This window comes from Nonomuraea sp. NPDC005650, assembly GCF_040605375.1.
Classification (GTDB): domain Bacteria; phylum Actinomycetota; class Actinomycetes; order Streptosporangiales; family Streptosporangiaceae; genus Nonomuraea.
In genome coordinates, this window is record NZ_JBEXCR010000025.1 from 72,093 (window position 1) to 97,434 (window position 25,342).

Below are 25,342 nucleotides of genomic sequence, written 5' to 3' on the forward strand. Positions count from 1 at the left end.
CCTCACGTGCCAAGCTGAAGAGGACAAAACACCACGTGGAGGAGCCCCACCGTTGGCCGGTAACCCGTTCTTCACCGCTAGCAACCTGCCGTACGAGCTGCCGCCCTTCGCCGACGTCCGCGAGGAGCACTACCTGCCCGCGTTCAAGCGCGGCATGGCGGAGCAGCTGGCGGAGGTCGGCGCCATCGCAGACAGCAGCGAGACGCCGACGTTCGACAACACGATCGCCGCGCTCGAGCGGTCGGGACGGATTCTCGACCGCACGGCCACGGTCTTCTTCACCATCGCCGCCTCCAACACCTCCGACGGCGTCATGGAGATCGAGAAGGCGATCTCTCCCCAGCTGACCAGACACGGCGACGCGATCCGGCTCAACCGGGCACTGTGGGCGCGCATCAAACAGGTGACCACGGAGGACCCCGAGGAGGCCTGGCTGCTGGAGAAGTACCGGGAGGACTTCATCAGGGCCGGCGCCGACCTGTCGGAGCCGGACCAGGACCGGCTCCGGCAGCTCAACGAGGAGCTGTCGAAGCTCTCGACGGAGTTCGCGCAGACGCTGCTGAAGGCCTCGACGGAGTCGGCGCTGGTGGTGGCGGACCCCAAGGAGCTCGACGGCTTCGACCAGGCCAAGATCGAGTCGCTGCTCAAGGACGGCGAGTACGTCCTGCCGCTGCTCAACTTCACCGCGCAGCCGGGCCTGGCCCAGCTCACCGACCGCGACGTGCGCCGCAGGCTGTACGAGCTGAGCGTCGGCCGGGCGCCGGGCAACTTCGGGCTGGCGGCCACGATGGCGGGGCTGCGGGCCGAGCGGGCGGCGCTGCTGGGCTTCCCCAGCCACGCGGCGTACGTGGTGGCCGACCAGACGGCCAAGACCGTCGAGGCGGTCGAGGAGATGCTCGGCCAGCTCGTCGCCCCCGCCGTGCGCAACGCGCGGAAGGAGGCCGAGGCGCTGTCGGAGCAGGCCGGGTTCGACATCGAGCCGTGGGACTGGTCGTACTACTCCGAGAAGGTGCGCCAGGCCCGCTACGACTTCGACGCCGACGAGATGCGGCCGTACTTCGAGCTCGACCGGGTCTACCGTGACGGCATCTACTTCGCGGCGGAGAAGCTGTACGGCCTCACCTTCGCCGAGCGGCCCGACCTGGGCGGATACCACTCCGACGTGACGGTGTACGAGGTGTCCAACGAGGACGGGAGCCGGTTGGGGCTGTTCGTGCTCGACCCGTACGCGCGGGCGACCAAGCGCGGCGGCGCGTGGATGAACAACCTGGTCGACCAGTCGTTCCTGTTCGGGCAGCTGCCGGTGGTCATCAACAACCTCAACGTCACCAAGCCGGCCTCGGGGCCGACGCTGCTGACGTACGACGAGGTGAACACGGCCTTCCACGAGTTCGGGCACGCGCTGCACGGGCTGTTCTCCCAGGTGCGCTTCCCGCGCGTGTCGGGCACCCACGTGCCGCGCGACTTCGTCGAGTACCCGTCACAGGTCAACGAGATGTGGGCGACCTGGCCCGAGGTGCTGGCCAACTACGCCAGGCACCACGAGACGGGCGAGCCGATGCCCGCCGAGCTGGTGGAGAAGCTGACGGCGGCGGAGAAGTTCAACCAGGGCTTCAAGACCGTCGAATATCTCGCCGCCACCCTGCTCGACTGGGCCTGGCACAAGCTGGCGCCCGGGGAGACGGTGGCCGACGCCGAGGCGTTCGAGTCCGCGGCCCTGGAGGCCGCCCAGATCGCCATGCCACAGGTCGGGCCGCGCTACCGGACCAACTACTTCGCGCACATCTTCTCCGGCGGCTACAGCGCCGGCTACTACTCCTACATCTGGAGCGAGGTGCTCGACGCGGAGAGCGTGGAGTGGTTCAAGGAGAACGGCGGTCTCACCCGGGCCAACGGCGACCACTTCCGCCGCGAGTTGCTCTCCCGCGGCGGCAGCCTCGACCCGCTGACCGCGTTCCGCAATTTCCGCGGGCGCGAGCCCAGCATCCAGCCGCTGCTCGTCCGCCGCGGCCTCGACTGAGCCTGTGCTCCGGCGGCCCGCCCTGCGGGCCGCCGGGCATCAGATCAGCCCTTCAGCCGCTCCAGGGCGGCGCGCAGGCGCTCCTGCACCCGCGCACGGCCGAGCACCTCGATCGACTCGAACAGCGGCAGGCCCACCGTCCGGCCGGTGATCGCCACGCGGACCGGCGCCTGCGCCTTGCCGAGCTTGAGCCCGTACGCGGTGCCGACCTCCTCCAGCGCCTCCTTGAGCGACTCGGGGTCCCAGCTGACCGTCTCCAGCCGCGCCAGGTAGTCGGTGAGGATCTCCACCGGGGAGTTCTTCATCGCCTTGTCCCAGGACGCCTGGTCGAAGACCGGCTCCTCGAGGAAGAGGAAGTCGACGTTCTGCCGGATCTCCGACAGCACCCCGATGCGGGTCTGGGCCAGCGCCGCGACCTTGCTGAACAGCTCGCGGTCCCAGGAGAGGTCGAGGTAGGGCGCGCAGCGCTCCTCGAACGTCTCCAGCGGCAGCGCCCGGATGTACTCGCCGTTGAACGCGCGCAGCTTCTTCTCGTCGAAGAACGCGCTGGCGGAGTTGACGTCCTCCAGCTTGAACAGCGGCATCATCTCGGACCACGGCATGATCTCGCGGTCCTCGCCCGGCCCCCAGCCCAGCAGCATCAGGTAGTTGACCATGGCCTCCGCGAGGTAGCCCTCCGCGCGGTAGTCCTCCAGGGCCACCTTGTCGCGGCGCTTGGACAGCTTCTTGCGCTGCTCGTTGACGATCACCGGCAGGTGCGCCCAGACCGGCGGCGTGGCGCCCAGCGCCGGCCACAGCAGCATCTGCTTGGCCGCGTTGCCCAGGTGCTCCTCGCCGCGGACGACGTGGGTGACGTTCTGGGTGATGTCGTCGACCGCGTTGGCCAGCACGTAGAGGGGCGAGCCGTCGGTGCGGGCGATGACGAAGTCCTCCTGCGCCTCGTTGGGGAACTCCACGTTGCCCCGGATGAGGTCCTCGACGACCGTGACGCCCTCGTCGGGGGTGCGGAAGCGGACCGCGCCCTCGGTCAGGCCCCGGCCGCGGCAGTGGCCGTCGTAGCCCCGGTGCTCGGAGCCGGTGCGGGCCACCAGCGACTCGCGCGTGCAGTCGCAGTAGTAGGCCCGGCCGTCGGCCAGCAGCTTCGCCACCGCCTCGCGGTGCTGCGCCTCGTACGCCGACTGGAAGTAGGGGCCCTCGAACGCCGGGTTGCCGCCGTTGATGCCGATCCAGTCGAGGGCGGAGATGATGCCCTCGGTCCACTCCGGACGGTTTCGCGACGCGTCGGTGTCTTCGATGCGCAGCACGAAGCGGCCGCCGGACTGCTCGGCCAGCGCCCAGTTGAACAGCGCCGTGCGGGCGCCGCCCACATGGAACATGCCGGTTGGGGACGGGGCGAACCGCACCCGTACTTCAGTCACGGGAGACCACCTTGTTCGTGAGTGTGCCGATGCCTTCGATGCCGATGCTGACCTCGTCGCCGATCTCGAGCGGGCCGACGCCCGCCGGGGTGCCGGTCAGGATGACGTCACCGGGGATCAGGGTCATGACCGCGCTGACGTAGGCCACCAGCGCGGGGATGTCGTTGATGAGCTGGCTGGTGCGGCCGCTCTGCCGGATCTCGCCGTTGACCGTGGTGGTCAGCGCCAGGTCGCTCGCGTCGAGGTCGGTCTGGATCCACGGCCCCAGCGGGCAGAACGTGTCGAACCCCTTGGCCCGGGTGAACTGCACGTCCTTCTTCTGCAGGTCGCGGGCGGTGACGTCGTTGGCGCAGGTGTAGCCGAAGATGACGTCCTTGACCCGCTCGACCGGCACCTCGCGGCACAGCCTGCCGATCACCACGGCCAGCTCCCCCTCGTAGTCGACGCGGTCGGACAGCGTCGTGGGGTACGCGATGTTCTCGCCGTGGCCGATCACCGACGTCGACGGCTTCATGAAGATCAGCGGCTCCTCGGGCACCTCGTTGCCCAGCTCGGCCGCGTGCTCGGCGTAGTTTCTGCCGATGGCGATCACCTTGCTCGGCAGCATCGGGGCCAGCAGCTTCACCTGGGACAGCGGGTGTCGCTCGCCGGTGAACTGCACCTGGCCGAACGGGTGACCGGCGACCGCGGAGACGAACTCCTCGCCCGGGCCGCCCTCGACCACGCCGAACGACACGCCTTCGCCTGTGGAGAACCTCGCTATACGCACCTGACAAGGCTATCGCCGCCACCGCCAGGCTCCGCCCAACACGTACCCCGTGCCGCGCCGACGGGATCATGCCCGCGTTAGCCTGGACCTTTCACCTGCTCCGCACCGGGTGGTGCGCCGACGAGAGGGGTCCCGTTGTCCGTCGTGAAGATCAACGTCCTGAACGTGCCCGCCGACATGCGCGAAGAGCTCGAACGGCGCTTCGCCAACCGGGCGGGGATGGTGGAGTCGGCCGACGGATTCGAGTGGTTCGAGCTGCTCAGGCCGGTGGAGGGCACCGAGCGTTACCTCGTCTACACGCGCTGGCGCAGCGAGGAGGACTTCCAGAACTGGCAGCAGGGTGAGGCCTTCCGGCGCGGGCACGCCCAGGCGGCGCAGGCCGCCCAGGAGCAGGGCCACGGGCAGGGTCACGGCCACGGGCAGGGGCCTGCGGCGACCGGCTCGGAGGTGTGGACCTTCGAGGTCGCCGAGAGCACCGGCCCCAAGTCGTAGCGGCACCGGCCCCCGCGGCCCGGCTCTTCGGGGCCGGGCCTCTTGGATCGGGCTTTTCGGGCCGCGCTTTTCGGGCCGCGTTTTGGCCCGGCTTTGGGGCCTGGCTTTTGGGGCCGGGGACCGGGCGGGACCGTCAGGCGTCCAGCGGGTTGCGGGCGATGCGGTCCACGATGCCGGCGCGGACGAACTGGCCGGCGAGGCTGGACGGCTTGCGCGCGCCCTGCTCCGAGACGCACGCCCCGAACTCCTTGGCGATCTCCAGCCTCGGGTGGCGCTCCAGGACCTCGCGCCGGATCGCCTCGGGGATCTCCTCCGTACGGCGGCCCGAGATGTCCATGCCGGTCGAGAGCTCCAGCAGGTGCCCCTCCGGGTCCTCCTCCACCGGCACCTCGTCCCACATGTGCCGGATGATCACCTCGCGGGCACGCGTCCGACGCTCGGGCGACCAGCCGGCGCCGGCGCAGAAGACCCAGGCCACGTCGCCGCCCGCCTCCTCGAACGGCACCGAGTGGCTGTCGAACTCGGCCACCAGCCCCAGGTCGTGCAGCATGGCCGACACGTAGAGCAGCTCCGCGTCGAACGCGATGCCGTGCCCGCGCGCGTACGCCGCCGCCCACAGGTAGGCCCGGATCGAGTGGTTGAGCAGCGAGGGCGTGTGGTAGCGGGTGGCCACCTCAAGCGCCCCGCGGCAGGCGGGTGTGTCCGGGATCACGAGGTCGTCGAATGTCACCGCACCAGCATGTCGCGCCAGGTACGGCTTTGCCATCCGGGACACCGGGGGCGCATCGAGCATCTAACGAATCCGCCACTCAACTTGACCCATTGATCGCGATTCGGAAAGCATGTTCCGCCCTCACTTTTTGTCCCGAAAGGAACTGGCGTGCGCCGCCTCGCGATACCTCTTGCCCTTTTTCTGGCGCTCGGCGGGTTATCGAGCCCCGCGCATGCCGACAAAGTGACCAGGACCGCGGAGTGTCAGGGCGACTGGCTGCCCGGCACGCCCACGGCCGACGACGTCATGAAGGGCGAGATCTCGCTGGTCGGGCTGCCCGCGTACAAGCTCGGCAAGAAGATCAACTGGGGTGCGAGCCCGTACCGGAACCGTTCGTGGGAGTTCGTGTTCCAGTCGCTGCGCTGGATGGGCGGGCTGGTCGTCGCGTACGAGAACAGCGGTGACAAGGACTACCTGAACCGGGCCACCGAGATCGCCAAGGACTGGGTCGCGAACAACAAGCCCGGAGCGCGCGGCACCAAGCCGTACGTGTGGAAGGACCACCCCGTCTCGCTGCGCACGCAGCCGCTGCTCTGCCTGAGCATGCACGTCAAGGAGAGCTGGCTGAAGGACAGCCTGGCCGACCACGCCAAGCTCCTGTCGGACTCGCGGCTCTACAAGAAGGGCCACAACCACGGCATCGACCAGGACATCGCGCTCATGGGCATCGGCTGCAGGTACGGCCGCAAGGACTGGGCGGCCCTGGCCTCCCGCCGGCTGACCGGCACGGTGAAGCTCGACGTCGACGCGCAGGGCGCGCTGATGGAGCAGGCGCCCCGCTACGCGGTGTACGTCTACAGCCGGCTGCAGGTCGCGATGACCAACATGAAGGCGTGCGGCAGGACGGTGCCCGGCGAGATCGCCAAGCGGGCCGACGCGATGAAGGACTTCATCGCCCACGCCACCATGCCGACCGGCTACATGGTGCCCATCGGCGACGGCACCGCCGAGACCGAGCCGAAGATCGAGACGGGGACGCCCAAGCAGGAGGTCAAGGCGTACCGGGCCGGCTACGTCTTCGGCCGCACGGCCTGGGGCAAGCCCGAGTCGGCGTACTACTCGATCAGGTACGGGCCCGGGCTGAAGTTCCACGGCCACGAGGACCACCTGGGCGTCACGTACTATGCCGAGGGCCGCAACCTGCTGGTGGACGGCGGCTTCCACTCCTACGAGAAGAGCGCCTACCGCTACTGGACGCTCTCGCCCGAGGCGCACAACGTGCCGACCGTGGTCGGGTCCCGCTTCAAGCCGCGTACCCCCTCCAAGCTCGTGGCGGCGAAGTACGGCAAGGACCGGCAGTCGTTCAAGCTGACCGACAAGGCGTACGGGGTGAGCCGCACCAGGTCGGTCCTGGTGAACCACGGCGAGGACCTGATGGCGGTGCTGGACACGGCGTCGGGCGGCAAGAAGATCAAGAACCTCTGGCGGTTCGACCCGTCGCTCAAGCTCGTGTCCAACGGCGGGGGCAAGGTCGTGCTCGGTGACGGCAAGTTCAAGGTCACCCTGCTGCAGTTCTCGTCGTCGTGCGACCGGGTCGGCGGGCAGAAGGTCGAGCGTGGGGGCAAGGTGGGCTGGGTCTCGCCCACGTACCTGTCGAAGCTCCCGACCAACGTGGTGGTGTCGCCGGCGGCGCAGTCGCTGCTGACGGTGATCGTGCCGGGGACGGACTCGCCCAAGGTGTCCTGCTCGGGCGGGAAGGTCACGGTGGACGGAGTCTCGTTCTCCGCCAAGGCGTTCTAGCGATGAGGGACGGGCACCGGCCGGTGCCCGTCCACCCGTCAGCCCAGGAAAGAACCGCCGCCGTCCACCATGATCGAGCAGCCGGTGATGAACGAGGCGTCCGGCCCGGCCAGGAAGACGGCCGCGCGGCCGATGTCGGCCTCCGCGTCACCGGTGCGCCGCAGTGACAGACCGGACAGCGCCGCGTCCAGCTCGTCCGGCCGCGTGTCGAAGTAGGACTTCGCCCCTTCGCTCAGCGCGAAGGGGCAGATCGCGTTCACCGTGATGTCGTGGGCGCCCCACTCGCGGGCCGCGGTCCTGGTGAGCCCGCCGACGGCGGCCTTCGCCGAGACGTACGCGCCGTAGCCGACCAGCCCCTGGATCTCCGATCCCGACCGCAGGTTGATCACCCGGCCCCCGCCCTTGAGGTGGGGGAAGCAGGCCCGCATGAAGTACACGGAGGCCATGGGGCCGGTGCGGAACGCCAGCTCGAGATCCTCGTCGGTGATCTCCTCCAGCGGCACCCCGACGCGTGCGGCCATCGCGTTGTTGACCAGGATGTCCACGGTGCCGAACCGCTCGATCCCGCGGACATCCCTCATGACGTTCCGGCGGCGTTCATCGCGGGAGCGCTGCTGTCGGTGGCCGCGGACTGGGTGCGGCGAGGTTGCCCCGGCACGCCCGAGGAGCTCGCGGCGACGGTCTGGCCCCTGCTGGTCGGCGCCTCGTCGTGAGCCGTACCCGGATCAGGGTGAGCCCGCGTCGAAGTTCCAGCGTTCGGGGAGCTCCCCCTCGCATATGGCGCAGAAGAAGTGGTCGTCCCTGACCACGTTGCGCTCCCCGCACCGCGGACAGCGGCGGAAGACGATCTCGACCGTGAACCGGCCGGGATGGGGCACACCGGCCCGGTCCAGCGCGGCGCCGACCGCCGGCCAGGAGCCGCCCTCCGGGCAGTAGCCCGTCGACTGGTTACTGGCCTCCTCGACCGCCCAGCCGGTCGGCCCCTCGGCGAAAAGGATCTCCCCCGCGCTCAGGACCGGCTCACCACCGGCGCACGCCACGTGCTCGCTGCGGCGCGGCGCCAGTCTGAGGTCGCCCTCCAGGTCGACGACGAACGTGAAGGGCTCGCCCAGCTCGGCGCGCCCGCGTTCGCCCAGCCAGGCGGCGAGGCCCTCCCGCGTCCTGATCACCTGGCCGACGGTATCCGCGCGTACCGCCGCCAGCACCTCGGCCGGGCCGACATAGCGACAGCGCCGCACTCCCTCCGCCACCACGCGACGGTAGCACCGCGTCAGAACATCCCGTTCGGGATCTCGCCGGGGTCGGGCACCGGCTGCACCACGTCCCAGTGCTCGGCGATCTGCCCGTCCACCATCCGCCAGATGTCCACGACCGCGATCCCGTGCCCCTCTCCCTGCGGGACCATGTGATAGTGCAGCACCACGTGGTCGCCCTCGGCGACGACCCGCTTGAGGTCGAGCCTCGCCCCGGCCACCGGGGAGCTCTTGATGAACTCGACGAACGCGTCCCTGCCTGACGGGTTCCCCGGGCTGTGCTCGACGAAGTCCTCCCGGAGCAGGCCGCGAAGTATCTCCACGTTGCCCGCCGCGAACTCCGAGAAGCCGCGCAGGACGATTTCCTTGTTGCGTTCGGCGATGTCGTTCTCACTCATGCGAACCACCATCCCGGCCCCCGGCCAGGACGGTCGATTACATCCCTGGTAATTGCCACCCGATAGAACTGGAGGATGGATGGGGATCGCGCCGTCGGCGAGTTGTTGCGGGAATGGCGCCGGCGTCGCCGCCTGAGTCAGCTCGACCTGGCCATCCGGGCGGACGTGTCCAGCCGGCACGTCAGCTTCGTCGAGACAGGGCGTACGATCCCCAGCCGCCGGATGCTCCTGCACCTGGCCCAGCACCTGGACGTCCCCCTGCGTGAGCGCAACCGGCTGCTGGTCGCCGCCGGGTACGCCCCCGCCTACCGGCGGCGTCCGCTGGAGGACCCGGAGCTGGCCCAGGCGTACGAGGCCATCCAGGGGGTGCTGCGCGGGCACGAGCCGTTCCCGGCCGTCGCCGTGGACCACCACTGGAACGTGCTGCTCAGCAACTCGGCCATGGAGATCTTCCTGGACGGCGTCGACCCGGCGCTCCTGAGGTCGCCGGTCAACATGATGCGGCTGGGCCTGGACCCGCGCGGGTTCGCGCCACGGCTGCGGAACCTGGGGCAGGTGCGGGCGTACCTGCTGCCCCGCCTCGCCCGCCAGGCCGCCCGCACGGGGGATCCCGAGCTGAGCTCGCTGTACGAGGAGCTGCGGTCCTACGGCACCGAGGACGACCCGCCCACCGCCGGGCCCGCCGACATCGCCATGCCCATCCGGCTCGGGCACGACGGGGTCGAGTTGTCGTTCTTCAGCACGATCACGACGTTCGGCGCGGCATTCGACATCACGCTCGAAGAGATCGCCATCGAGACCCTCTTCCCCGCCGACGCCACGACCGCCGCCTACCTGCGGCGCTCGGCTCTGCCCGAGATGAACAGGTAGTTGCGCCGGCGCGGGCTCACCCGGTCGGCCCGGTTCCAGCGGCCGTGGCGCCAGACGTGCATGCGGTAGCCGCGCGCGAGCAGCGAGCCCGCGACCTCGGCGGAGTCCCTGCCGTACTTGCCGAGGTGGCGGTCCTCGATCTCCAGCAGCAGCGCGGGCCGGTGCTGCTCGATGGTCCGCTCCGCACCCTTCAGCACCTCCGCCTCGCACCCCTCGACGTCCATCTTGATGAAGTCGACGCGCGGGAGCTCGCGCAGCTCGCACACCCGATCCACGGTGTACACGGGGACCTCGAACGTCCTGGTGCCGGCGAAGCGGCCGGGATGCTTCAGCCCCTCCTCCAGGTGTGCCCAGCCGTGGATGGGCAGGCCGAACCGGTACGGCAGCCGCAGCCGCCGGTATCCGGTGGACGAGCTCAGCGCGGCGTTGGTCACCCGCACGTTGCGCGCCCCGGTCGCCCGCCACCCGGCCTCCAGGATCCGGTACGGCACCGGCAGCGGCTCGAAACTGTGCACCTGCCCGGCCGGCCCGGCGAGCCTGGCCAGCGGATAGGTGTACATCCCGTAGGCGGCCCCGACGTCGAAGCAGACCGCACCCGGCCGGACGAACTCGGCCAGGCCCAGCAGCTCCGGCTCGCCGAGCGAGACCGCCGCCCCCGCCCGCAGCATCGTGGCCACGGCTTCCACTCTCCTCATGCCGGCGACGGTAGGGACCGTACGGGGAGCGGCGAATCCCTCTCAGGAGCGCAGTCGCGGGCCCCTGCGTGCCCCCGGAGTGGGATTGCCGGGCACGACCAGGCCGCTCTCGTAGGCGAGCACGACCGCCTGCGCCCGATCGCGCAGGCCCAGCTTGGTGAAGATCCGGCCGACGTGCGACTTCACGGTCTCCTCCGCGATCGTCAGCTCTCCGGCGATCTCGGTGTTGGCCAGCCCGGACGCCACCAGCCTGAGCACGTCCAGCTCGCGCGGGGTCAGCGCGTTCAGCCGCAGCGCCTCCCGCTCGTCGATGGGCAGCCGGGCCGCGAACTCCTCGATGAGCCTGCGGGTGACCGAGGGCGCGAGCAGCGCCTCGCCGGCGGCGATCACGCGTACGGCGGTGATGAGGTCGGCCGGCGGCGCGTCCTTGAGCAGGAAGCCGCTGGCCCCGCCGCGCAGGGCGGCGTAGACGTAGTCGTCGATGTCGAAGGTGGTGAGGATGATCACCTTGGAGTCGCCGCCCGCTCCGGTGATGCGCCGGGTCGCCTCCAGGCCGTCGAGGTTGGGCATGCGCACGTCCATGAGGACGACGTCCGGTCGCAGGTCGCGCGCCGCCGCCACCGCCTGCAGGCCGTCCGCGGCCTCTCCCACCACCTGCAGGTCGGGCTGCGCGGCGAGCAGGGCCGCGAACCCGGCCCTGATCATCGCCTGGTCGTCGGCGACCAGCACCGTGATCATTCGGCTCCTCCTTCGGCAATGTCGTGGGTCACTCGTCCACCCGCCGTGGCAGCCGCGCCCGTACGGCGAAGCCGCCCGCGTCCGTCGCCGCCGCAGTGAGGTCGCCGCCGAGCACCGCCACGCGTTCGCGCATCCCGATCAGCCCGAGTCCCGAGCCCGGCTGCGCCGTGCCGGACGGGCTCGCGGGGGGTTCGTTGTCCACGGCGAGCGACACCGCCTCCGCCCCGGCGCGCACCGACACGGTGGTCCTGGCTCCCGGCGCGTGCCGTACGACGTTGCTCAGCGCCTCCTGGACGATCCGGTAGACGGTGACGGACTCGACGGGAGAAAGGGGCGGGGCGGGATCGGGGACGGTGAGCTCGACGGGCACGCCCGCCCGGCGCACCGATTCGGCGAGCGCGCCGAGATCCTCCAGCCCGGGTTGCGGGGCGGTCCCCGGTTCGACGTCCGAGCCCCGCAGCGCGCCGAGCAGGTGCCGCATGTCGCGCAGGGACTCGCGGGCGGCCGCGTTGATGGCCGCGAACTCCTCCGCGACCTCCTCGCTCACCCCGTCGCCGACCCGGTAGGGCGCGCTGGCGGCCTGTACGGCGATCACCGACATGTGGTGGGCCACCACGTCGTGCAGTTCCCTGGCGATCCGCGCCCGCTCCTCGAGGATCCGGCGCCGCCCGAGCTCGTCGGCGACGCGTAAGGTGGCCAGCCGCCTCAGCTGCCTCGCGCGGCCGAGGACCACGGCCAGCAGCAGCGCCAGTGTCCAGGCCAGCAGCCCTCTGGACACGCGGTCCGGCGCCATGTCCTGCGGCACGGACGTGGCGACCCCGACCGCGAGCATGACGACGACGGCGACGATCGTCACGCGCCGGGAGGACGACAACGCCAGTGCGTACATGACGGGGAGCTGGGCCAGCGTCTGATCGAGCAGCCACGGCTGCGGCACGATCGGGCTGTGCAGCGCGAGCCCGAGGCCGGTGATCACCGGCATGGCCGCCACCATGGCCGTCCAGGCGGGCAGCGGCCGGTACCACGCCATGAACACCGGTCCGGCGAGCAGGACGGCGGCCGGGACGGCGAGCACCCCGAACCCGGCGCTCACGACGAAGAACAGCAGGCTGAAGATCAGCAGCGCCCCGGTCAGCACGACGAAAGGCAGGCGGCGGAGCATCGGCCGGCTCGTACCGGGTGATGGGGGCACCCGGGCGTACCACGCGTCCCGGAGCACCCCCATGAATCCCACCTTATGAGGTATCGGTGGCCGTGGCCCGTCTTAGTCCTGCGGCGCGGGCTCGGTCGCCGGCTTCCCGTGCGGGCTGAACAGGAAGCAGAACAGGGCGGCGGCCACCAGGACCACGGCGCACGCCACGAGGGTGGTGTGCATGGCCTGGACGAAGCCGCTGGCGAACGTGTCGGCGGTGACGCGTTCGTACAGGCCGGCCGTGGCGAGGTCCAGGCCGTCGGGCGGCGCGGGCGGGCTGTAGTGCCGCGCGGCGGCGGCGCTGCCGTCGACGAACTGCCTGCGCAGACTCTCCGGCAGCTGACCGGCGCGCCGCTCGGCCTCGACCCGCAGGGCCGACGACAGGCGGGCCGACAGCAGGGCGCCCAGCACGGCGGTGCCGAGGACGCCGCCGATCTGCCGGATGGTGCCGGAGACGCCGGAGGCCGCCCCGGCCAGCCGTGGGTCGACGCCGTCCATGGTGGCCTGCTGCAGCGGTGCGAACGTGGCGCCGCCGGCGATCCCGACGATGGTCAGACCGGGCAGCAGGCTCCACGCGCCGCCGTCGGGGCCGACCATGGCCACGAGCACCAGCAGGCCGGCGGCCAGCGACGTCAGGCTGACCACCAACACGTACTTGCCGCCGAACCTGTCCGACAGCCGTCCGGCGTACGCCGAGCCGGCCATGGTGAGCACGGCGCCCGGCAGCACCACCAGCCCGGTCTCCAGCGCCGAGTATCCCCGCGCCAGCTGCAGGTACAGCACGACCACGAACATGATGCCGATCATGCCGAGCTGGAAGACGAACCCGACCCAGTTGCCGACCGCGAAGTTGCGCGCGCGGAACAGGGCGGGCGGCATCAGGGGCTCCTCGCGCCGCCGGTGCTGCCAGAGGACGAACACGACCAGCAGCGCGACGCCCGCCACGATGACCGAGGTGATGTCGATCGGGCCGGCGATCGTGCCCCAGTCGTAGCGTTCGCCCTCGATCAGGCCGAACACGACGCCGCTCAGCCCGGCGGTGGCCAGCGCGACGCCGACCAGGTCGAGCCGGTGGGTACGGCCCGAGCGCATGGGCGGCACGAAGGTCAGCGCCAGCACGGCGGCGATGATCCCGATCGGGACGTTGACGAAGAAGATCCAGCGCCAGCTGAGATGGGCGAGCAGGAAGCCGCCGACGACCGGGCCGGCGACCGGCGCGAAGCCGACGATCGCGCCGAACAGGCCGAACGCGCGGCCGCGCAGTCGCGGCGGGAAGATCGTCAGGATCGACGAGATGACCTGCGGGAACAGCAGTGCCCCGCCCAGGCCCTGCAAAGCCCGGGCGGCCAGGAGCTGGGTCGCCGAGCCGGCCAGCCCGCACAGCGCCGAGGCGACGGTGAAGACGACGATGCCGATCACGTACAGCCGGCGGTATCCGTAGATGTCCCCCAGCCGCCCCGTGGTGATCAGCAGCACCGAGAAGACGAGCAGGTAGCCGTCGATGACCCACAGCACCTGGTCGTACGAGGCGCCGATGCCGTGGATCAGCGTGGGGACGGCGACGTTGACGATGGATCCGTCGAGCAGCGACATGAAGAAGCCGATGCACATGATCGCGAGAACCGGCCACGGACGTCGCGTGGCCTGTCGTTCGGTGGATTTGACTTCCGGCACTCCGGAGACCTCCCTGCGGGAATCCGGCGCTGCTGGGCGGTGACGCGGATCGGGCCGCAGCCGACAGAGCGGCGCCGACGCAGGAAGACGGTCCCGGGCAGACCCTCCGGACTCGGGGAGAACACGCTTCGCCACCACAACAGAACACCCTTTTCCCAGGATGCGTTGAGTGGCTTCCACCTTCCCCGCGTCATCTGGACCCGGGTGAAGCTGGTTGGCGAGGCGGAAAGCCCAACGGTGAGAAGCCGAATCTGAGATTAGCACGGTGTGCCGGAGATCCTTATGATCCTCTAACATGTAGGTATCTATAGTGCTAGCAAGCTAGATAAATGGAGAAGCTGGTGATCGAGTTCCATCTGGATGCCAAGTCCGGCCTCTCGCCGTACCAGCAGCTGGTCCAGCAGGTACGGCACGCGCTACGGCTCGGGCTCCTGCGCGAGGGCGACCAGCTGCCGACCGTCAAGGAGGTCGTGGCGCATCTGGCGATCAACGCCAACACCGTCCTGAAGGCCTACCGGGAGCTCGAACACGAGGGCCTGGTCGCCGCCCGGCCGGGGGTGGGGACGTTCGTGACGGCGACGCTGACCGACACCTCGCTGGCCGCGCACGGTCCGCTGCGGCTGGAGCTGCGGCGCTGGCTGACCAAGGCCCGCAGGGCCGGCCTCGACGACGAGAGCATCGAGGCCCTGTTCATGGCCACCTTTCGGACCACCGCACAGGAGGACATAGCGTGAGCTCTGTCTTGGAGGCCCAGGCACTGGGCAAGAAGTACGGCAGGCGCTGGGCGCTGCGCGAGTGCACCATCGACATCCCGGCGGGCCACGTCGTGGGGTTGGTGGGTCCCAACGGGGCCGGCAAGACCACGCTGCTGAAGCTGGCCGGCGGCCAGCTGGAGCCCACGGCGGGCGGCATCACCGTGCTGGGCGGCCGGCCGGGGAGCACGCCCGCGCAGCTGGCCAGGGTCGGGTTCGTCGCCCAGGACACGCCCGTCTACGCGGGCCTGACCGTCGCCGATCACCTGCGGTTGGGAGCCCGGCTCAACCCCCGCTGGGACTCCGTGGTGGCGCGGGAGCGCATCGCGCGACTCGGACTCCTCCCCGCCCAGCGGGCGGGCAAGCTGTCGGGCGGCCAGCGCGCCCAGCTCGCCCTCACCCTCGGCCTGGCCAAACGGCCCGAGCTGCTGATCCTGGACGAGCCGGTCGCCTCGCTCGACCCGCTGGCCCGCCGCGAGTTCCTGCAAGGGCTGATGGAGGCCACGGTCGAGCACAAGCTGAGCGTGCTGCTCTCCTCCCACCTGGTCTCCGACCTGGAACGGGTCTGCGACTTCCTGATCGTGCTCGTGGACTCCCGCGTCCAGGTCGCCGGGGAGGTCGACCAGTTGCTGGCCACCCATCACCGGCTCACCGGCCCGCGCCGCGATCCCGACCGGCTCCCCGCCGACCAGCAGGTGATCTCCGCGCGGCACACCGAGCGGCAGAGCACGTTCGTGATCCGTACGGACGGCCCGATCCACGACCCAGCCTGGACGGTCAGCCGGCTCAGCCTGGAGGACGTCGTCCTGGCCTACATGGACAAGCGCACCGCCGAGAACCGGGTCGCCCTGGAGGTGCAGCGATGATCTGGCTGACCTGGCGCCAGCTCCGCGGCTCGGCCGCGATGACGGCCGCCCTGCTCGTCATCCTCGCCACCGCCCTGGCCCTGACCGGCCCGGACCTGGCCTCCGACTACTCCACCGGCATCGCCGCCTGCACTCAGGACGACACCTGCGGCCGCTTCTACGACCGGTTCTTCGGCGCGCACGACATGCCCTTCATGGCCGTCAGCCTCATCGTGCTGCTCCTGCCCGCTGTCGTCGGGCTCTTCTGGGGAGCACCGTTGATCACCCGCGAGCTGGAGACCGGCACGCACCTGCTGGTGTGGAACCAGAGCATCACCCGCGGCCGCTGGCTGGCGGTCAAGCTCGGGTTCACCGGCCTGGTCGCCATGGCCGCCGCCGGCCTGTGCGGCCTCGTGGTGACCTGGTGGTCCGATCCCCTGGACAAGTCGGCCCCTGGCGACCTGGCCCTGATGGCTCCCCTGGTGTTCGGCGCGCGCGGCATCGCCCCGATGGGGTATGCGGCGTTCGCCTTCGTCCTTGGCGTGACCGTGGGCATGCTGGTGCGCCGCACCCTGCCCGCCATGGCCCTCACGCTGGCCGTCTTCGCCGCGATCCAGCTCGCCATGCCGCTGCTGGTCCGGCCCCACCTGATGGCCCCGGTCACCTCGGCCTTCGAGCTCAGCGAGACGAACGTGGACGGTATCGGCATAAACCGGGACCAAGGCGGACGCGTGGAGATTCGCCTGAATGCGGCTGTTCCCGGCGACGCGGGCGCCTGGGTCCTGTCCAACGACCTCGTCGATCCGTCCGGACGTCCGGTCGCCGGCCCCGAGCCCGGAATCGGGATCGTCCAGATCTCGACGACGTCGGGGCCCTGCGCACCGTCGCCGTCGGCGGCGATGGGCGCGTGCCCGGCGGAGATCAACCGGCTCGGCTACCGGCAGAAGGCGACCTACCAGCCCCTTGAGCGATTCTGGCCCTTCCAGTGGATCGAGACCGGGATCTACGCCCTGCTCACCCTCGGCCTCACGTGGTTGTCCTTCTGGTGGATCCGGAGGCGCCTGTCATGACCGTGATCAGGACCGCGGCCGCCGGGCTCACCCTCCTCCTCGTGGCCGCCTGCACGGCGCCGACCCCGCCGCGCAGCCAGGCGAGCACGGCGGCCAGCACGGCCTGCGCACGGCCCCAAGGAGCGCCCGGGGCGGAGACTCCCACCACGATCGACGTCATCGAGCAGGCGTACTTCTGCATCCTCGGCAACTACTACAGCGGCGCCACCCTGGACGCCCGCGCCCTGCTGTCCACCGGATTCACCGCCCTGACCCAGGAGCTCAACCGCGACGGGCGCGACGTGCCCGAGGCGACCATGCCGGCGCTGACCGGCGACCGGAAGGCCGACTGGGCCGCCTTCGAGGCGGTCTATCGCAAGACCACCGACCAGGTCCCCGACCTTCGGGACAAGCTGGCCGTCGTCACCCTCGAAGCGATGGTGGCCGCCCTCGGTGACAACCACGCCCGCTGGGCGCACGACGTCAAGCGACCCCCCGACTACTACGACGGCGACGGCTACGGTCTGGGGCTCCAGGCGAACGTCAACGGCCCGCAGGTCGAGGGCAACCCCGGCGTCGCCCTCGCCCCGCTGTTCGTCACCACCGTGCCGGGCGGCGCGGCGCAGGCCGCCGGGCTGCGACCGGGCGACGTCATCGAATCGGTCAACGGATCGGCGCCCTTCATCGACGGGCAGGCCACCCCCGCGATCGCCGCCCTCTACCCGCAGTATCCGGAGGCGCACCCGGTCCGGCTGCGGCTGCTGCGGCAGAGCACCGGCCGCCGCTGGAGCGTGACGCTCAAACCCGGCCTCTACCAGCAGGACCTGGCCACCCTGCAAGTAGTGCAGTCGAAGCTGCTCGACGACGACATCGCCTACGTACGGCTGCGCGGCTTCGCCCCCGACTCCGCGGACCGGGCCCTGCGGGCGATCTCCAGGCTGCGCACCGGCCGGACGCTCACCGGCATCGTGCTGGACCTGCGCGGCAACGGCGGCGGCAGCCCCACGGAGGCGATCCGGCTGGTGAGCGCGTTCGGCCACGGCAAGATCACCGCCTACCAGTGCACCGCGGACAACAGATGCGAGGCCATGCGGACCGACGACACCGTCGAACTGCTCGGCCTGCCGCTGATGGTGCTCACCGACCGCAGCTGCGCCTCGGCCTGCGAACACTTCAGCTCCGCGGTCAAGGACCTGCGCCTCGGCCGGCTGATCGGCACCAGGACCGCCGGGGTCATCTCCGGCCCGGCGCAGGCGTACCTGCTCGGCAACAACACCCTCCTCAGCTTCCCGACGAGGCACCACCTGGGGCCCGACCGCGAGGTGATCGACCGGATCGGCGTGCCACCCGACCACTACGTGCCCCTGACCCCCGAGGACGCGGCCACCGGGCGTGACCCCGCCCTGGCCAAGGCCCTGACCCTGCTGCACAAGTGAGGTTGGACGCTCATGAGACAGATCCTGGCAGTCGCCGCGGGACTGGCCGTCCTCGTCGCATCCGCCTGCTCCGCACCCACGCCGCCCCGGTCCGCGGCTCCGTCACCCACCCCCGCCGGCCCGGCCGCCCTGCCCGCCCCGACGGGCGCCCACCCGGTCGGCACCACCGCTCTGTACCTGAAGGACACCTCCCGCCCCGACCCCTGGAACCTCGACGTCGACGCCAGGGAGCTCAAGGTCACCCTGTGGTACCCGACCAAGCAGAAGGACGGTGAGCGGGCGCCGTACATGACGCCGAAGGAATCGGAGCTCCTGCTGAAGGGCTTGAGGATCGCGGGCGTCCCGTACGACACGCTGAGCAGGACCCGTACGAACGCCGTCAAGGACGCCGAACCCACAGGCGAGAAGCTGCCGCTGGTGGTGCTCTCCCCCGGCTTCACCAAGCCGATGAGCACGCTCACCTCCCTGGCCGAGGACCTGGCCGGCCGCGGGTACGTCGTGGCCGGGATCGACCACACCTACGAGAGCTACGTCACGGCCTTCCCCGACGGTCGGGTCGCCGAATGCCTCGCCTGCGACAGCGACACCGACCCCGGCTTCGGCACGGGGGTGGTCGCGGGCCGGGCGGCCGACGTCTCCTTCGTGCTCGACCAACTGCCCTCGAAATGGGATGGTTCCGACCGGATCGACCGCTCCCGCATCGCCATGGTCGGCCAGTCGATCGGCGGGGCCGGCGCCATGGCGACCATGGTGAAGGACCCCCGGGTGCGAGCCGGGATCGACCTGGACGGCACCACCTACGCCCGGATCCCCAAGAGCGGGTTCTCCCGGCCGTTCATGTTCCTGGGCTCGGCGGAGCACGTCCCCGGAGGCCGCGACACTTCGTGGGACCGCGACTGGAAACTGCTCACCGGGTGGAAGCGCTGGCTCGTGGTGTCAGGCGCGGACCACCAGTCCTTCACCGACGGCCCGCTGCTGACAGGTTCGCTCGGCATCAAGCCCGCCTACGGCGTCCTGCCCGCGGCGCGCGGCGCCGAGCTCACCCGCACGTACGTGGCGGCCTTCCTCGACCAGCACCTGAAAGGGCAGCGGCAGCCCCTTCTGGACAAGCCGTCATCACGCTACCCCGAGGTCGAATTCTGCTCCGCGACCTGCGGTCGATCCTGACGTGCAGCTCGGTACACCACGGAAGTGGGTCTAGCTCCACCCACCTGTACGTCCTGCCCCATACCGCGCCCGTCGTCCGCTTCCTAACGTCGACACCACGACCGACGACGTGAAGGAAGAGCGAGACATGGCAACCACCGATCACCCGGCCGCAGCGGCGCATTCCGGCGCGTCGCCCGGCCAGAGCACCGGGTCGCCGCCGCGGCTGTGGTTCGTGGACAACCTGCGGATCCTGCTGACCGCGCTGGTGGTCCTGCACCACACCGCGATCATCTACAGCGGCCTCCCGCTCTGGTACTACACCGAACAGCCGACCAGCGGAGCCGTCGGGCTCGGGCTGCTGGTCTTCCTGCAGATCGACCAGGCGTGGTTCATGGGCGCGTTCTTCCTGCTCTCCGGCTACTTCGCGCCCGGGTCGTACGACCGCAAGGGCCCGCGCGCCTTCCTCCGCGACCGGCTGATCCGCCTGGGGATCCCGCTGCTGGTGTTCTACTTCGTGCTCAACCCGATCCTGGGCCTGGCCTCCTACCAGGGCGGCTCGCCGCTCGACACCTACCTGAACACCATCGGCACCGGGCCCCTGTGGTTCGTGCTCGCGCTGCTCGTCTTCGACGGGACCTACGCCGCCTGGCGCCTGGCGACCCGGAGGCGTGTGCCGCGCGGCCGGGACCCCCGGTCGCCCGCGTTCCCGGCGGTGATCGGGTTCGTGCTGGTGCTGGCCCTGGCGACGTACGCGCTGCGGATCGTGATCCCGCAGGGCTTCTGGGTGCCGGTCGTCGACTTCCCGACCAGCGCCTACCTTCCGCAGTACGTCAGCTTCTTCATCCTGGGGACCGTGGCGTACCGGCGCGGCTGGTTCCACGCCACCACCGCCCGCATGGGCTGGGCCGGGCTCGCCATGGCCGTCGGCGCCACCGTGGTGTTCCTCCCGCTCGCGCTGGCCGGCGGGGCGGACGCGTGGCTCGGGCACGGGACCGCGAGCTCGCTGTTCTTCGCGCTGTGGGACTCCACGTTCGCGGTCGGCGTCGTTCTCGCGCTGCTCACCCTGTTCCGGAGCCGGCTGAACGCCCAGGGGCGGCTGCGCCGGTACCTGTCCGGTCACGCGTTCACCGTGTACGTGATCCACGCGTTCGTGGTGACGGCGGCGGGTTACGCCCTCGGCGCACTGGCCCTGCCGACCCTGGCGAAGTTCGCGATCGCGGCCGTCGTGGCGCTCCCTGCGTGTTTCGCCCTCGCCGGCCCGATCCGCCGGCTCCCCGGCGTCCGCCGCGTGCTCTGAGACCTGGGGCGAGGGGATGGGGCGAAGCTTGTCAGCCGGGACGCCCTCGGGGAAGTACGCGTGGAGCATCGCGCGCCGCAAACCGGGCTCACGCAGCTCCATCCTGGCCAGGTCCAGCCATGGGCCGGCGGCGGCGACAGGGTCAAGCCGATCCGCCGGCCCCGCCCATGACCCCTCACCGGCGCACGGCGGTGAGCTGGACGCCTCCTTGAAAAAGCCCGCCTCCTCGACGGGAACGGCGCGCACAGCGCGCAGCAGCCGTCCCACCTCGGCCGCCGCCTTGAGCGTCGCGACCCCCGGCTCACCCGAGACGAGTCGCGTCACCAGGTACGGGATCTCCGCGTCCGGCGCTCCGGCGATGAGCTCGGGGACCGGAATGCCCCTCTCCGACATGGACCGCAGGGCCCACAGCTCCACCTCGACCGCACGCGCGGCGGCGGCCTTGAAGACAACGCGCGAACCGGACTCCAGGGTCACTACGGCGACCGTGTTGGCCGCGAACCCGGACAGCGGCTCATACCCCGTCACGCGTCGGGACAGCAGTCACTGGACCACCTCTCCATCGATGCGCCCGGCATCGCTCACGCCTGTCGGGACGTCTTCGTCGCGGCCATCGATGAGTGGCTGTGACCAGCGTCATCGAGAGCGATCCAATAGCGGCGCTTGATCCCGATCTCGGTGCCGCGCACATCTTCCAGGACGCCGCCGTTGCTTTCGATGGTGCGCGCCGAACCGACGTTGCCCTCGTCACAGGTGAGAAGGACTCGGTCCAGGCCAAGCGCCGGCGCCTTGACCAGAACCGCTCCCAGCGCCCACGTGGCCAGCCCTCGTCTTCTGGCGGAGGGACGAATGCTGTAGCCGATATGTCCGCCGCCTTCCAGCAGAAAGGCGTTCAGATAGTGTCGGAGGTCGATGGCTCCGAGATAGGTCTCGCCGTCGACGATCCACCAGTGGGTGGCGTGGACGCGTCCTTCCCCGACGGGCAGCGACCGGTCTGACTGCCGGCGCAGTCGCTCGACCCACGAGGCGAACCCTTCCGGGCTGTTGAGGTCATCGTCGGCAACCAGCCGCAGGCCGGCACCGTCCTGGTGAGCACCGGGCGGCCACTCGTCACGGGCTGCGAGCCACGAGGAATGCAGCCGTGCCGCGGGGGCGATCAGTTCGGTCATGCGATGGACGATAACACCCGCATCTCCTACGTGATCAGGCACTTTGTGCTGGATCGTCGGGTGCGAGGCAGCAGGCGTGGATCTCCATACCGAGGATGAACGACAGGCCCGCCTCCTCGATGGCCGCTTTGGGTCGGTTTTGTTAGGGTGCCGAGATGCCTTCTCAGCGCGCCCTGCTGCCGCGGTCGACACCGGCCGCGTCAGGGATGTCGTCCCGCGCGGTTGCCGCGCTGCTGGACCGGCTCGAAGCTCAATCCGTCGAGTGTCACTCCATCATGGTCGTACGCCACGGTCACGTCGTCGCCGAAGGCTGGTGGGCACCGTACTCGGCCGAACGCCCGCACCTTCTCTACTCGCTGACCAAGTCGTTCACCTCGGTCGCCGTGGGGCTCGCGATCGCCGACGGGCTGCTTTCGCTGGACGATCGGGTGGTGGACGTGTTGCCCGACCACGTTCCGGCCGACATCTCGGAGCAGGGACGCCGCCTCACCGTTCACCACTTGCTGTCCATGACGGCCGGACACCGTACGGACAGCCTCGCCGAGGCCTGGCAGCTGGAACCGGACGACCTGGTGAAGGGCTTCCTGCGCGTACCGTTTCCCGAGGCCGAGGGAACACGGCACGCCTACGACAATCCGACCACCTTCGTCCTGGCCCGGATGGTGGAACGAGTCACGGGCCGCGGCCTCCCGGAGCTGCTCGACGAGCGCCTCCTCAAGCCGATGGGCGTCGACCACGCCGAATGGGACCGGGTGGCCAGCGGTGCCGCCTTCGGATTCCACGGACTGCACCTCACGACCGAGGCCGTCGCCGCCTTCGGTGAGCTGCTGCTGCGCGAAGGCCGTTGGGGCGACCGGCGGCTCGTCCCGCGCGAATGGGTGGAGCTCGCGACCAGACGGCACATCGATACCCTGCCGTTCGAGGACGGATCGGGGGACGCCGACTACCTTTGCGGTTACGGTTACCAGTTCTGGATGTCGCGTCACGGTTACCACGGTAACGGCGCCTTCGGCCAGCAATGCGTGGTCGTCCCGTCGCACGATCTCGTGGTCGCCGTGACCGGCGCCCATTCGCAGGCACAGGCAATGCTCGACGCAATATGGGAGTGCCTGCTGCCCGGTATGGACCACGCGGGAAGCACCCGGGACGACGAGATCCTCGCCGATCGGCTGCGGCGGCTGTCATTCGCGCCGGTGCCGGGTTCGGCCGCCCCGGGGCGTTCCACCAAGGCGAGACTCGCCGCCGCCGCCGAGGATTCGGCTCTGCCCGACGGCACCACGGTGATCGTCGATCCCGTGGACGGTGGGTGGCTCCTGCGATTCGGGTCGTTCCTCAACGTCGAGGTCGGCCATGGCGAATGGCGGGAAAGTTCGCCGCTCGGCCGCCCTGTCGTCGCGGCCGGCGCCTGGCAGGGCAGCACGTTCGTCGCCGAGCTTTACGTCATCACCACCCCGCACCGGGTTCGGCTGGTGGTCGACGCCGAGGCGGGGACAGCGGTGGCGACGTGGAACACCGTGCCCCTGACCAGCCCCAGTCTGGCGTTGCATGTGCGGTCGCCGCTGATGACACGGCCCGACGTCGCGTAGGTGTCGGCTACGGGATGTCCCGTCACCCGACGTGGCGGTGACACCGTCGCCGACGGCCGACCGGGACGCCTGTGGGCACTCATCCGAGTTGGCCCAATGTGGTGCGCACCTGCGCGGGTTTGGGGTGGGCTCCAGCGAACCCACCGGGTAACCGGGCAACGGACGGGGGTTTCGGGGGGTCGAAGGGGGGCGCGAGCCCCCCTGGGAAACGCTGTCTGGAACCCCTTGGCGCGGAGCGCCCCCATCGTGGAAGGCCATGCCTTTCGGGGGTCGGGAAACCCCGCTCAGGCGGTTTCGTGGCCGGCGCGGAGGAGGCCGTACGTGACCGCCTGCTCGAGTGCCTGCCAGGACGCGTCGATGATGTTCTCCGCCACCCCGACCGTGGCCCACTCGGACGTGTCGTCGCTGGAGGTGATGAGGACGCGGGTGATGGCGCCCGTCCCGTGGGTGCCCTCGAGGATGCGGACCTTGTAGTCCACCAGCTCCAGCTTGGCCAGCTCGGGGTACAGCTTCTCAAGGGCCAGCCGCACGGCCTTGTCCAGGGCGTTGACGGGGCCGTTGCCCTCGCCCGTGGCGACGATGCGCTCGCCCTTGGCGTGGAGCTTGACGGTGGCCTCGCTGACCAGTTCGCCGCCCTTCGTGCGCTCCACGATCACGCGCCACGACTCGACCTCGAAGTGGCGCTTGCGCTCCCCGTGCACGGTGTCGCGCAGCAGCAGCTCGAACGACGCGTCCGCGGCCTCGAAGGTGAACCCGCGCGACTCCAGGTCCTTGACCCGCGAGACCAGGGTCTTGGTGTGGTCGGGGGTGAGGTCGTAGCCGAGTTCGCGGCCCTTGAGCTCGACCGAGGCGCGGCCGGCCATGTCGGAGACGAGCATGCGCATGTCGTTGCCGACGGCTGCGGGGTCGATGTGCTGGTAGAGGTTGGGGTCGACCTTGATGGCGCTGGCGTGCAGGCCGGCCTTGTGGGCGAAGGCGGAGGTGCCGACGTACGGGGCGTGGGAGTTGGGGGTGACGTTGGTGACCTCGGTGATCGCGTGGGCGATGCGGGTCATGTCGGCCAGCGCCGCCTCGGGGACGAGGTCGAAGCCGCGCTTGAGCTGGAGGTTCGCCACGACCGTGAAGAGGTTGGCGTTGCCGGAGCGCTCACCGTAGCCGTTCGCGCAGCCCTGGACGTGCGTGGCCCCGGCCCTGACGGCGGCCAGGGTGTTGGCGACGGCGCAGCCGGTGTCGTCGTGGCAGTGGATGCCGACGCGGGCGCTGGTCTGGACGGCCTCGTGGACGATCTCGGCGAGTTCGTCGGGGAGCATGCCGCCGTTCGTGTCGCACAGGGCGATGACGTCGGCCCCGGCCTCGGCGGCGGTCCGCAGGACTTCGAGCGCGTAGGCTGGGTTGGACTTGTAACCGTCGAAGAAGTGCTCGGCGTCGAGGAAGACTCGCTGTCCCCCCGCACGAAGGTGAGAGACCGTGTCGCGGATCATCGCGAGGTTCTCCTGGAGAGTCGTGCGGAGGGCCAGCTCCACGTGCCGGTCGTGACTCTTGGCGACAAGGGTCACGACCGGCGCGCCGGATTCGCGCAATGCGGCCACCAATGGGTCGTCGGCTGCCTTCACACCGGCCCGGCGGGTCGCACCGAACGCGGCGAGTTGCGCATGCTTCAGGTCGAGCTCCGTTCGAGCACGCCTGAAGAACTCTGTGTCCTTGGGGTTGGCGCCCGGCCAGCCCCCCTCGATGAAACCGACGCCCAGGCCGTCCAAGTGACGCGCGACAGCGAGCTTGTCGGCGACGGTGAGGTTGAGCCCCTCCTGCTGAGCGCCGTCACGCAGCGTCGTGTCGTATACGTGGAAGCGGTCGTCGGCCATGAGTCTCTCTTCTCTGGAAGTCCTCTGGAAAGCAAAAAGACCCCTCACGGACGTGAGAGGTCTGCGCGCTGGCGGTGTCCTTTGTCAGCCAGCGCGCCTGCTGATAATGAGCAGACCGTAGAACATGGTGCCGCCCAGTCTGCCACATGCTTTCACCATCTGGCAC

The 25,342-nt window shown here is 70.3% G+C and carries 23 protein-coding genes; 11 read left to right on the forward strand and 12 right to left on the reverse strand.

Features of this window, described 5'->3' with window-relative positions; translation table 11 throughout:
* The first annotated feature begins 52 nt into the window (after nt 1-52).
* Complete coding sequence (locus tag ABZS69_RS37610; RefSeq protein WP_355380502.1) at nt 53-2,020, forward strand: M3 family metallopeptidase; 1,968 nt, start codon at nt 53-55, stop codon at nt 2,018-2,020.
* A 44-nt stretch (nt 2,021-2,064) separates the two neighbouring features.
* Here ABZS69_RS37610 and gltX read toward each other — a convergent pair whose 3' ends face one another.
* Together gltX and ABZS69_RS37620 are read right to left on the reverse strand one after the other, a co-directional pair.
* Nucleotides 2,065-3,438: a glutamate--tRNA ligase gene (gltX, locus tag ABZS69_RS37615; RefSeq protein ID WP_355380504.1), complete on the reverse strand. Its 1,374-nt coding sequence runs from the start codon at nt 3,436-3,438 to the stop codon at nt 2,065-2,067.
* Entirely contained in the window at nt 3,431-4,207 is a 777-nt protein-coding gene (locus tag ABZS69_RS37620) for a fumarylacetoacetate hydrolase family protein (protein WP_355380506.1), read from the reverse strand. The genes gltX and ABZS69_RS37620 overlap by 8 nt, the downstream gene beginning before the upstream one ends.
* A gap of 135 nt (nt 4,208-4,342) precedes the next feature.
* Here ABZS69_RS37620 and ABZS69_RS37625 point away from each other — a divergent pair, with 135 nt between their 5' ends.
* Nucleotides 4,343-4,699, forward strand: a complete 357-nt coding sequence (locus ABZS69_RS37625; RefSeq protein ID WP_355380508.1) for an antibiotic biosynthesis monooxygenase — start codon at nt 4,343-4,345, stop codon at nt 4,697-4,699.
* A gap of 133 nt (nt 4,700-4,832) precedes the next feature.
* Here ABZS69_RS37625 and ABZS69_RS37630 read toward each other — a convergent pair whose 3' ends face one another.
* Entirely contained in the window at nt 4,833-5,429 is a 597-nt protein-coding gene (locus tag ABZS69_RS37630) for an HD domain-containing protein (RefSeq protein ID WP_355380510.1), read from the reverse strand.
* 225 nt (nt 5,430-5,654) lie between these two features.
* Between ABZS69_RS37630 and ABZS69_RS37635 the strand changes: the two genes are divergently transcribed.
* Nucleotides 5,655-7,211, forward strand: coding sequence for a heparinase II/III family protein (locus tag ABZS69_RS37635; RefSeq protein WP_355380512.1), 1,557 nt, complete (start codon nt 5,655-5,657; stop codon nt 7,209-7,211).
* Between the two features lie 38 nt (nt 7,212-7,249).
* Here the strand turns inward: ABZS69_RS37635 and ABZS69_RS37640 are convergent, their stop codons facing one another.
* From ABZS69_RS37640 to ABZS69_RS37650, 3 genes are all read right to left on the reverse strand, one after another.
* Nucleotides 7,250-7,792, reverse strand: a complete 543-nt coding sequence (locus tag ABZS69_RS37640; protein ID WP_355380514.1) for an SDR family oxidoreductase — start codon at nt 7,790-7,792, stop codon at nt 7,250-7,252.
* A gap of 144 nt (nt 7,793-7,936) precedes the next feature.
* Nucleotides 7,937-8,461 carry a hypothetical protein gene (locus ABZS69_RS37645; RefSeq protein ID WP_355380516.1) on the reverse strand — a complete coding sequence of 175 codons (525 nt, stop codon included), beginning with the start codon at nt 8,459-8,461 and terminating at the stop codon, nt 7,937-7,939.
* 20 nt (nt 8,462-8,481) lie between these two features.
* Nucleotides 8,482-8,862, reverse strand: coding sequence for a nuclear transport factor 2 family protein (locus ABZS69_RS37650; RefSeq protein WP_355380518.1), 381 nt, complete (start codon nt 8,860-8,862; stop codon nt 8,482-8,484).
* A gap of 75 nt (nt 8,863-8,937) precedes the next feature.
* Between ABZS69_RS37650 and ABZS69_RS37655 the strand changes: the two genes are divergently transcribed.
* Entirely contained in the window at nt 8,938-9,732 is a 795-nt protein-coding gene (locus tag ABZS69_RS37655; protein ID WP_355380520.1) for a helix-turn-helix transcriptional regulator, read from the forward strand.
* On the opposite strand, the gene ABZS69_RS37660 is transcribed toward ABZS69_RS37655, so the two are convergent.
* From ABZS69_RS37660 to ABZS69_RS37675, 4 genes are read right to left on the reverse strand one after another with little or no spacing between them, the layout of a single operon-like run.
* Nucleotides 9,693-10,427 (reverse strand): FkbM family methyltransferase, encoded by a 735-nt coding sequence (locus tag ABZS69_RS37660; RefSeq protein ID WP_355380522.1) that lies wholly within the window; start codon nt 10,425-10,427, stop codon nt 9,693-9,695. The two genes, ABZS69_RS37655 and ABZS69_RS37660, sit on opposite strands and share 40 nt — an antisense overlap.
* 42 nt (nt 10,428-10,469) lie before the next feature.
* Nucleotides 10,470-11,165, reverse strand: coding sequence for a response regulator transcription factor (locus tag ABZS69_RS37665; protein ID WP_355380524.1), 696 nt, complete (start codon nt 11,163-11,165; stop codon nt 10,470-10,472).
* A 28-nt stretch (nt 11,166-11,193) separates the two neighbouring features.
* Complete coding sequence (locus tag ABZS69_RS37670) at nt 11,194-12,390, reverse strand: sensor histidine kinase (RefSeq protein WP_355380526.1); 1,197 nt, start codon at nt 12,388-12,390, stop codon at nt 11,194-11,196.
* Between the two features lie 39 nt (nt 12,391-12,429).
* Nucleotides 12,430-14,031 (reverse strand): DHA2 family efflux MFS transporter permease subunit, encoded by a 1,602-nt coding sequence (locus ABZS69_RS37675; RefSeq protein ID WP_355380528.1) that lies wholly within the window; start codon nt 14,029-14,031, stop codon nt 12,430-12,432.
* Nucleotides 14,032-14,360: 329 nt separating this feature from the next.
* Here ABZS69_RS37675 and ABZS69_RS37680 point away from each other — a divergent pair, with 329 nt between their 5' ends.
* From ABZS69_RS37680 to ABZS69_RS37705, 6 genes are all read left to right on the forward strand, one after another.
* Entirely contained in the window at nt 14,361-14,765 is a 405-nt protein-coding gene (locus tag ABZS69_RS37680) for a GntR family transcriptional regulator (protein WP_355380530.1), read from the forward strand.
* On the forward strand, nt 14,762-15,649 hold the full coding sequence (locus ABZS69_RS37685) for an ABC transporter ATP-binding protein (RefSeq protein ID WP_355380532.1): 888 nt from the start codon (nt 14,762-14,764) through the stop codon (nt 15,647-15,649). Before ABZS69_RS37680 ends, ABZS69_RS37685 begins: the two co-directional genes overlap by 4 nt.
* Nucleotides 15,646-16,698, forward strand: coding sequence for an ABC transporter permease (locus ABZS69_RS37690; protein ID WP_355380534.1), 1,053 nt, complete (start codon nt 15,646-15,648; stop codon nt 16,696-16,698). The genes ABZS69_RS37685 and ABZS69_RS37690 overlap by 4 nt, the downstream gene beginning before the upstream one ends.
* Entirely contained in the window at nt 16,695-18,113 is a 1,419-nt protein-coding gene (locus tag ABZS69_RS37695) for a S41 family peptidase (protein ID WP_355380536.1), read from the forward strand. Before ABZS69_RS37690 ends, ABZS69_RS37695 begins: the two co-directional genes overlap by 4 nt.
* Before the next feature lie 12 nt (nt 18,114-18,125).
* Nucleotides 18,126-19,280 (forward strand): alpha/beta hydrolase, encoded by a 1,155-nt coding sequence (locus tag ABZS69_RS37700; RefSeq protein WP_355380538.1) that lies wholly within the window; start codon nt 18,126-18,128, stop codon nt 19,278-19,280.
* Nucleotides 19,281-19,407: 127 nt separating this feature from the next.
* Nucleotides 19,408-20,559, forward strand: a complete 1,152-nt coding sequence (locus tag ABZS69_RS37705) for an acyltransferase family protein (protein WP_355380540.1) — start codon at nt 19,408-19,410, stop codon at nt 20,557-20,559.
* A gap of 581 nt (nt 20,560-21,140) precedes the next feature.
* Here the strand turns inward: ABZS69_RS37705 and ABZS69_RS37710 are convergent.
* On the reverse strand, nt 21,141-21,728 hold the full coding sequence (locus tag ABZS69_RS37710; protein WP_355380542.1) for a GNAT family N-acetyltransferase: 588 nt from the start codon (nt 21,726-21,728) through the stop codon (nt 21,141-21,143).
* Between the two features lie 206 nt (nt 21,729-21,934).
* On the opposite strand from ABZS69_RS37710, the gene ABZS69_RS37715 reads away from it, so the two are divergent.
* Entirely contained in the window at nt 21,935-23,314 is a 1,380-nt protein-coding gene (locus tag ABZS69_RS37715) for a serine hydrolase domain-containing protein (RefSeq protein WP_355380544.1), read from the forward strand.
* Nucleotides 23,315-23,598: 284 nt separating this feature from the next.
* Here ABZS69_RS37715 and cimA read toward each other — a convergent pair whose 3' ends face one another.
* Nucleotides 23,599-25,176, reverse strand: coding sequence for a citramalate synthase (gene cimA, locus ABZS69_RS37720; RefSeq protein WP_355380546.1), 1,578 nt, complete (start codon nt 25,174-25,176; stop codon nt 23,599-23,601).
* Nucleotides 25,177-25,342 lie beyond the last annotated feature (166 nt).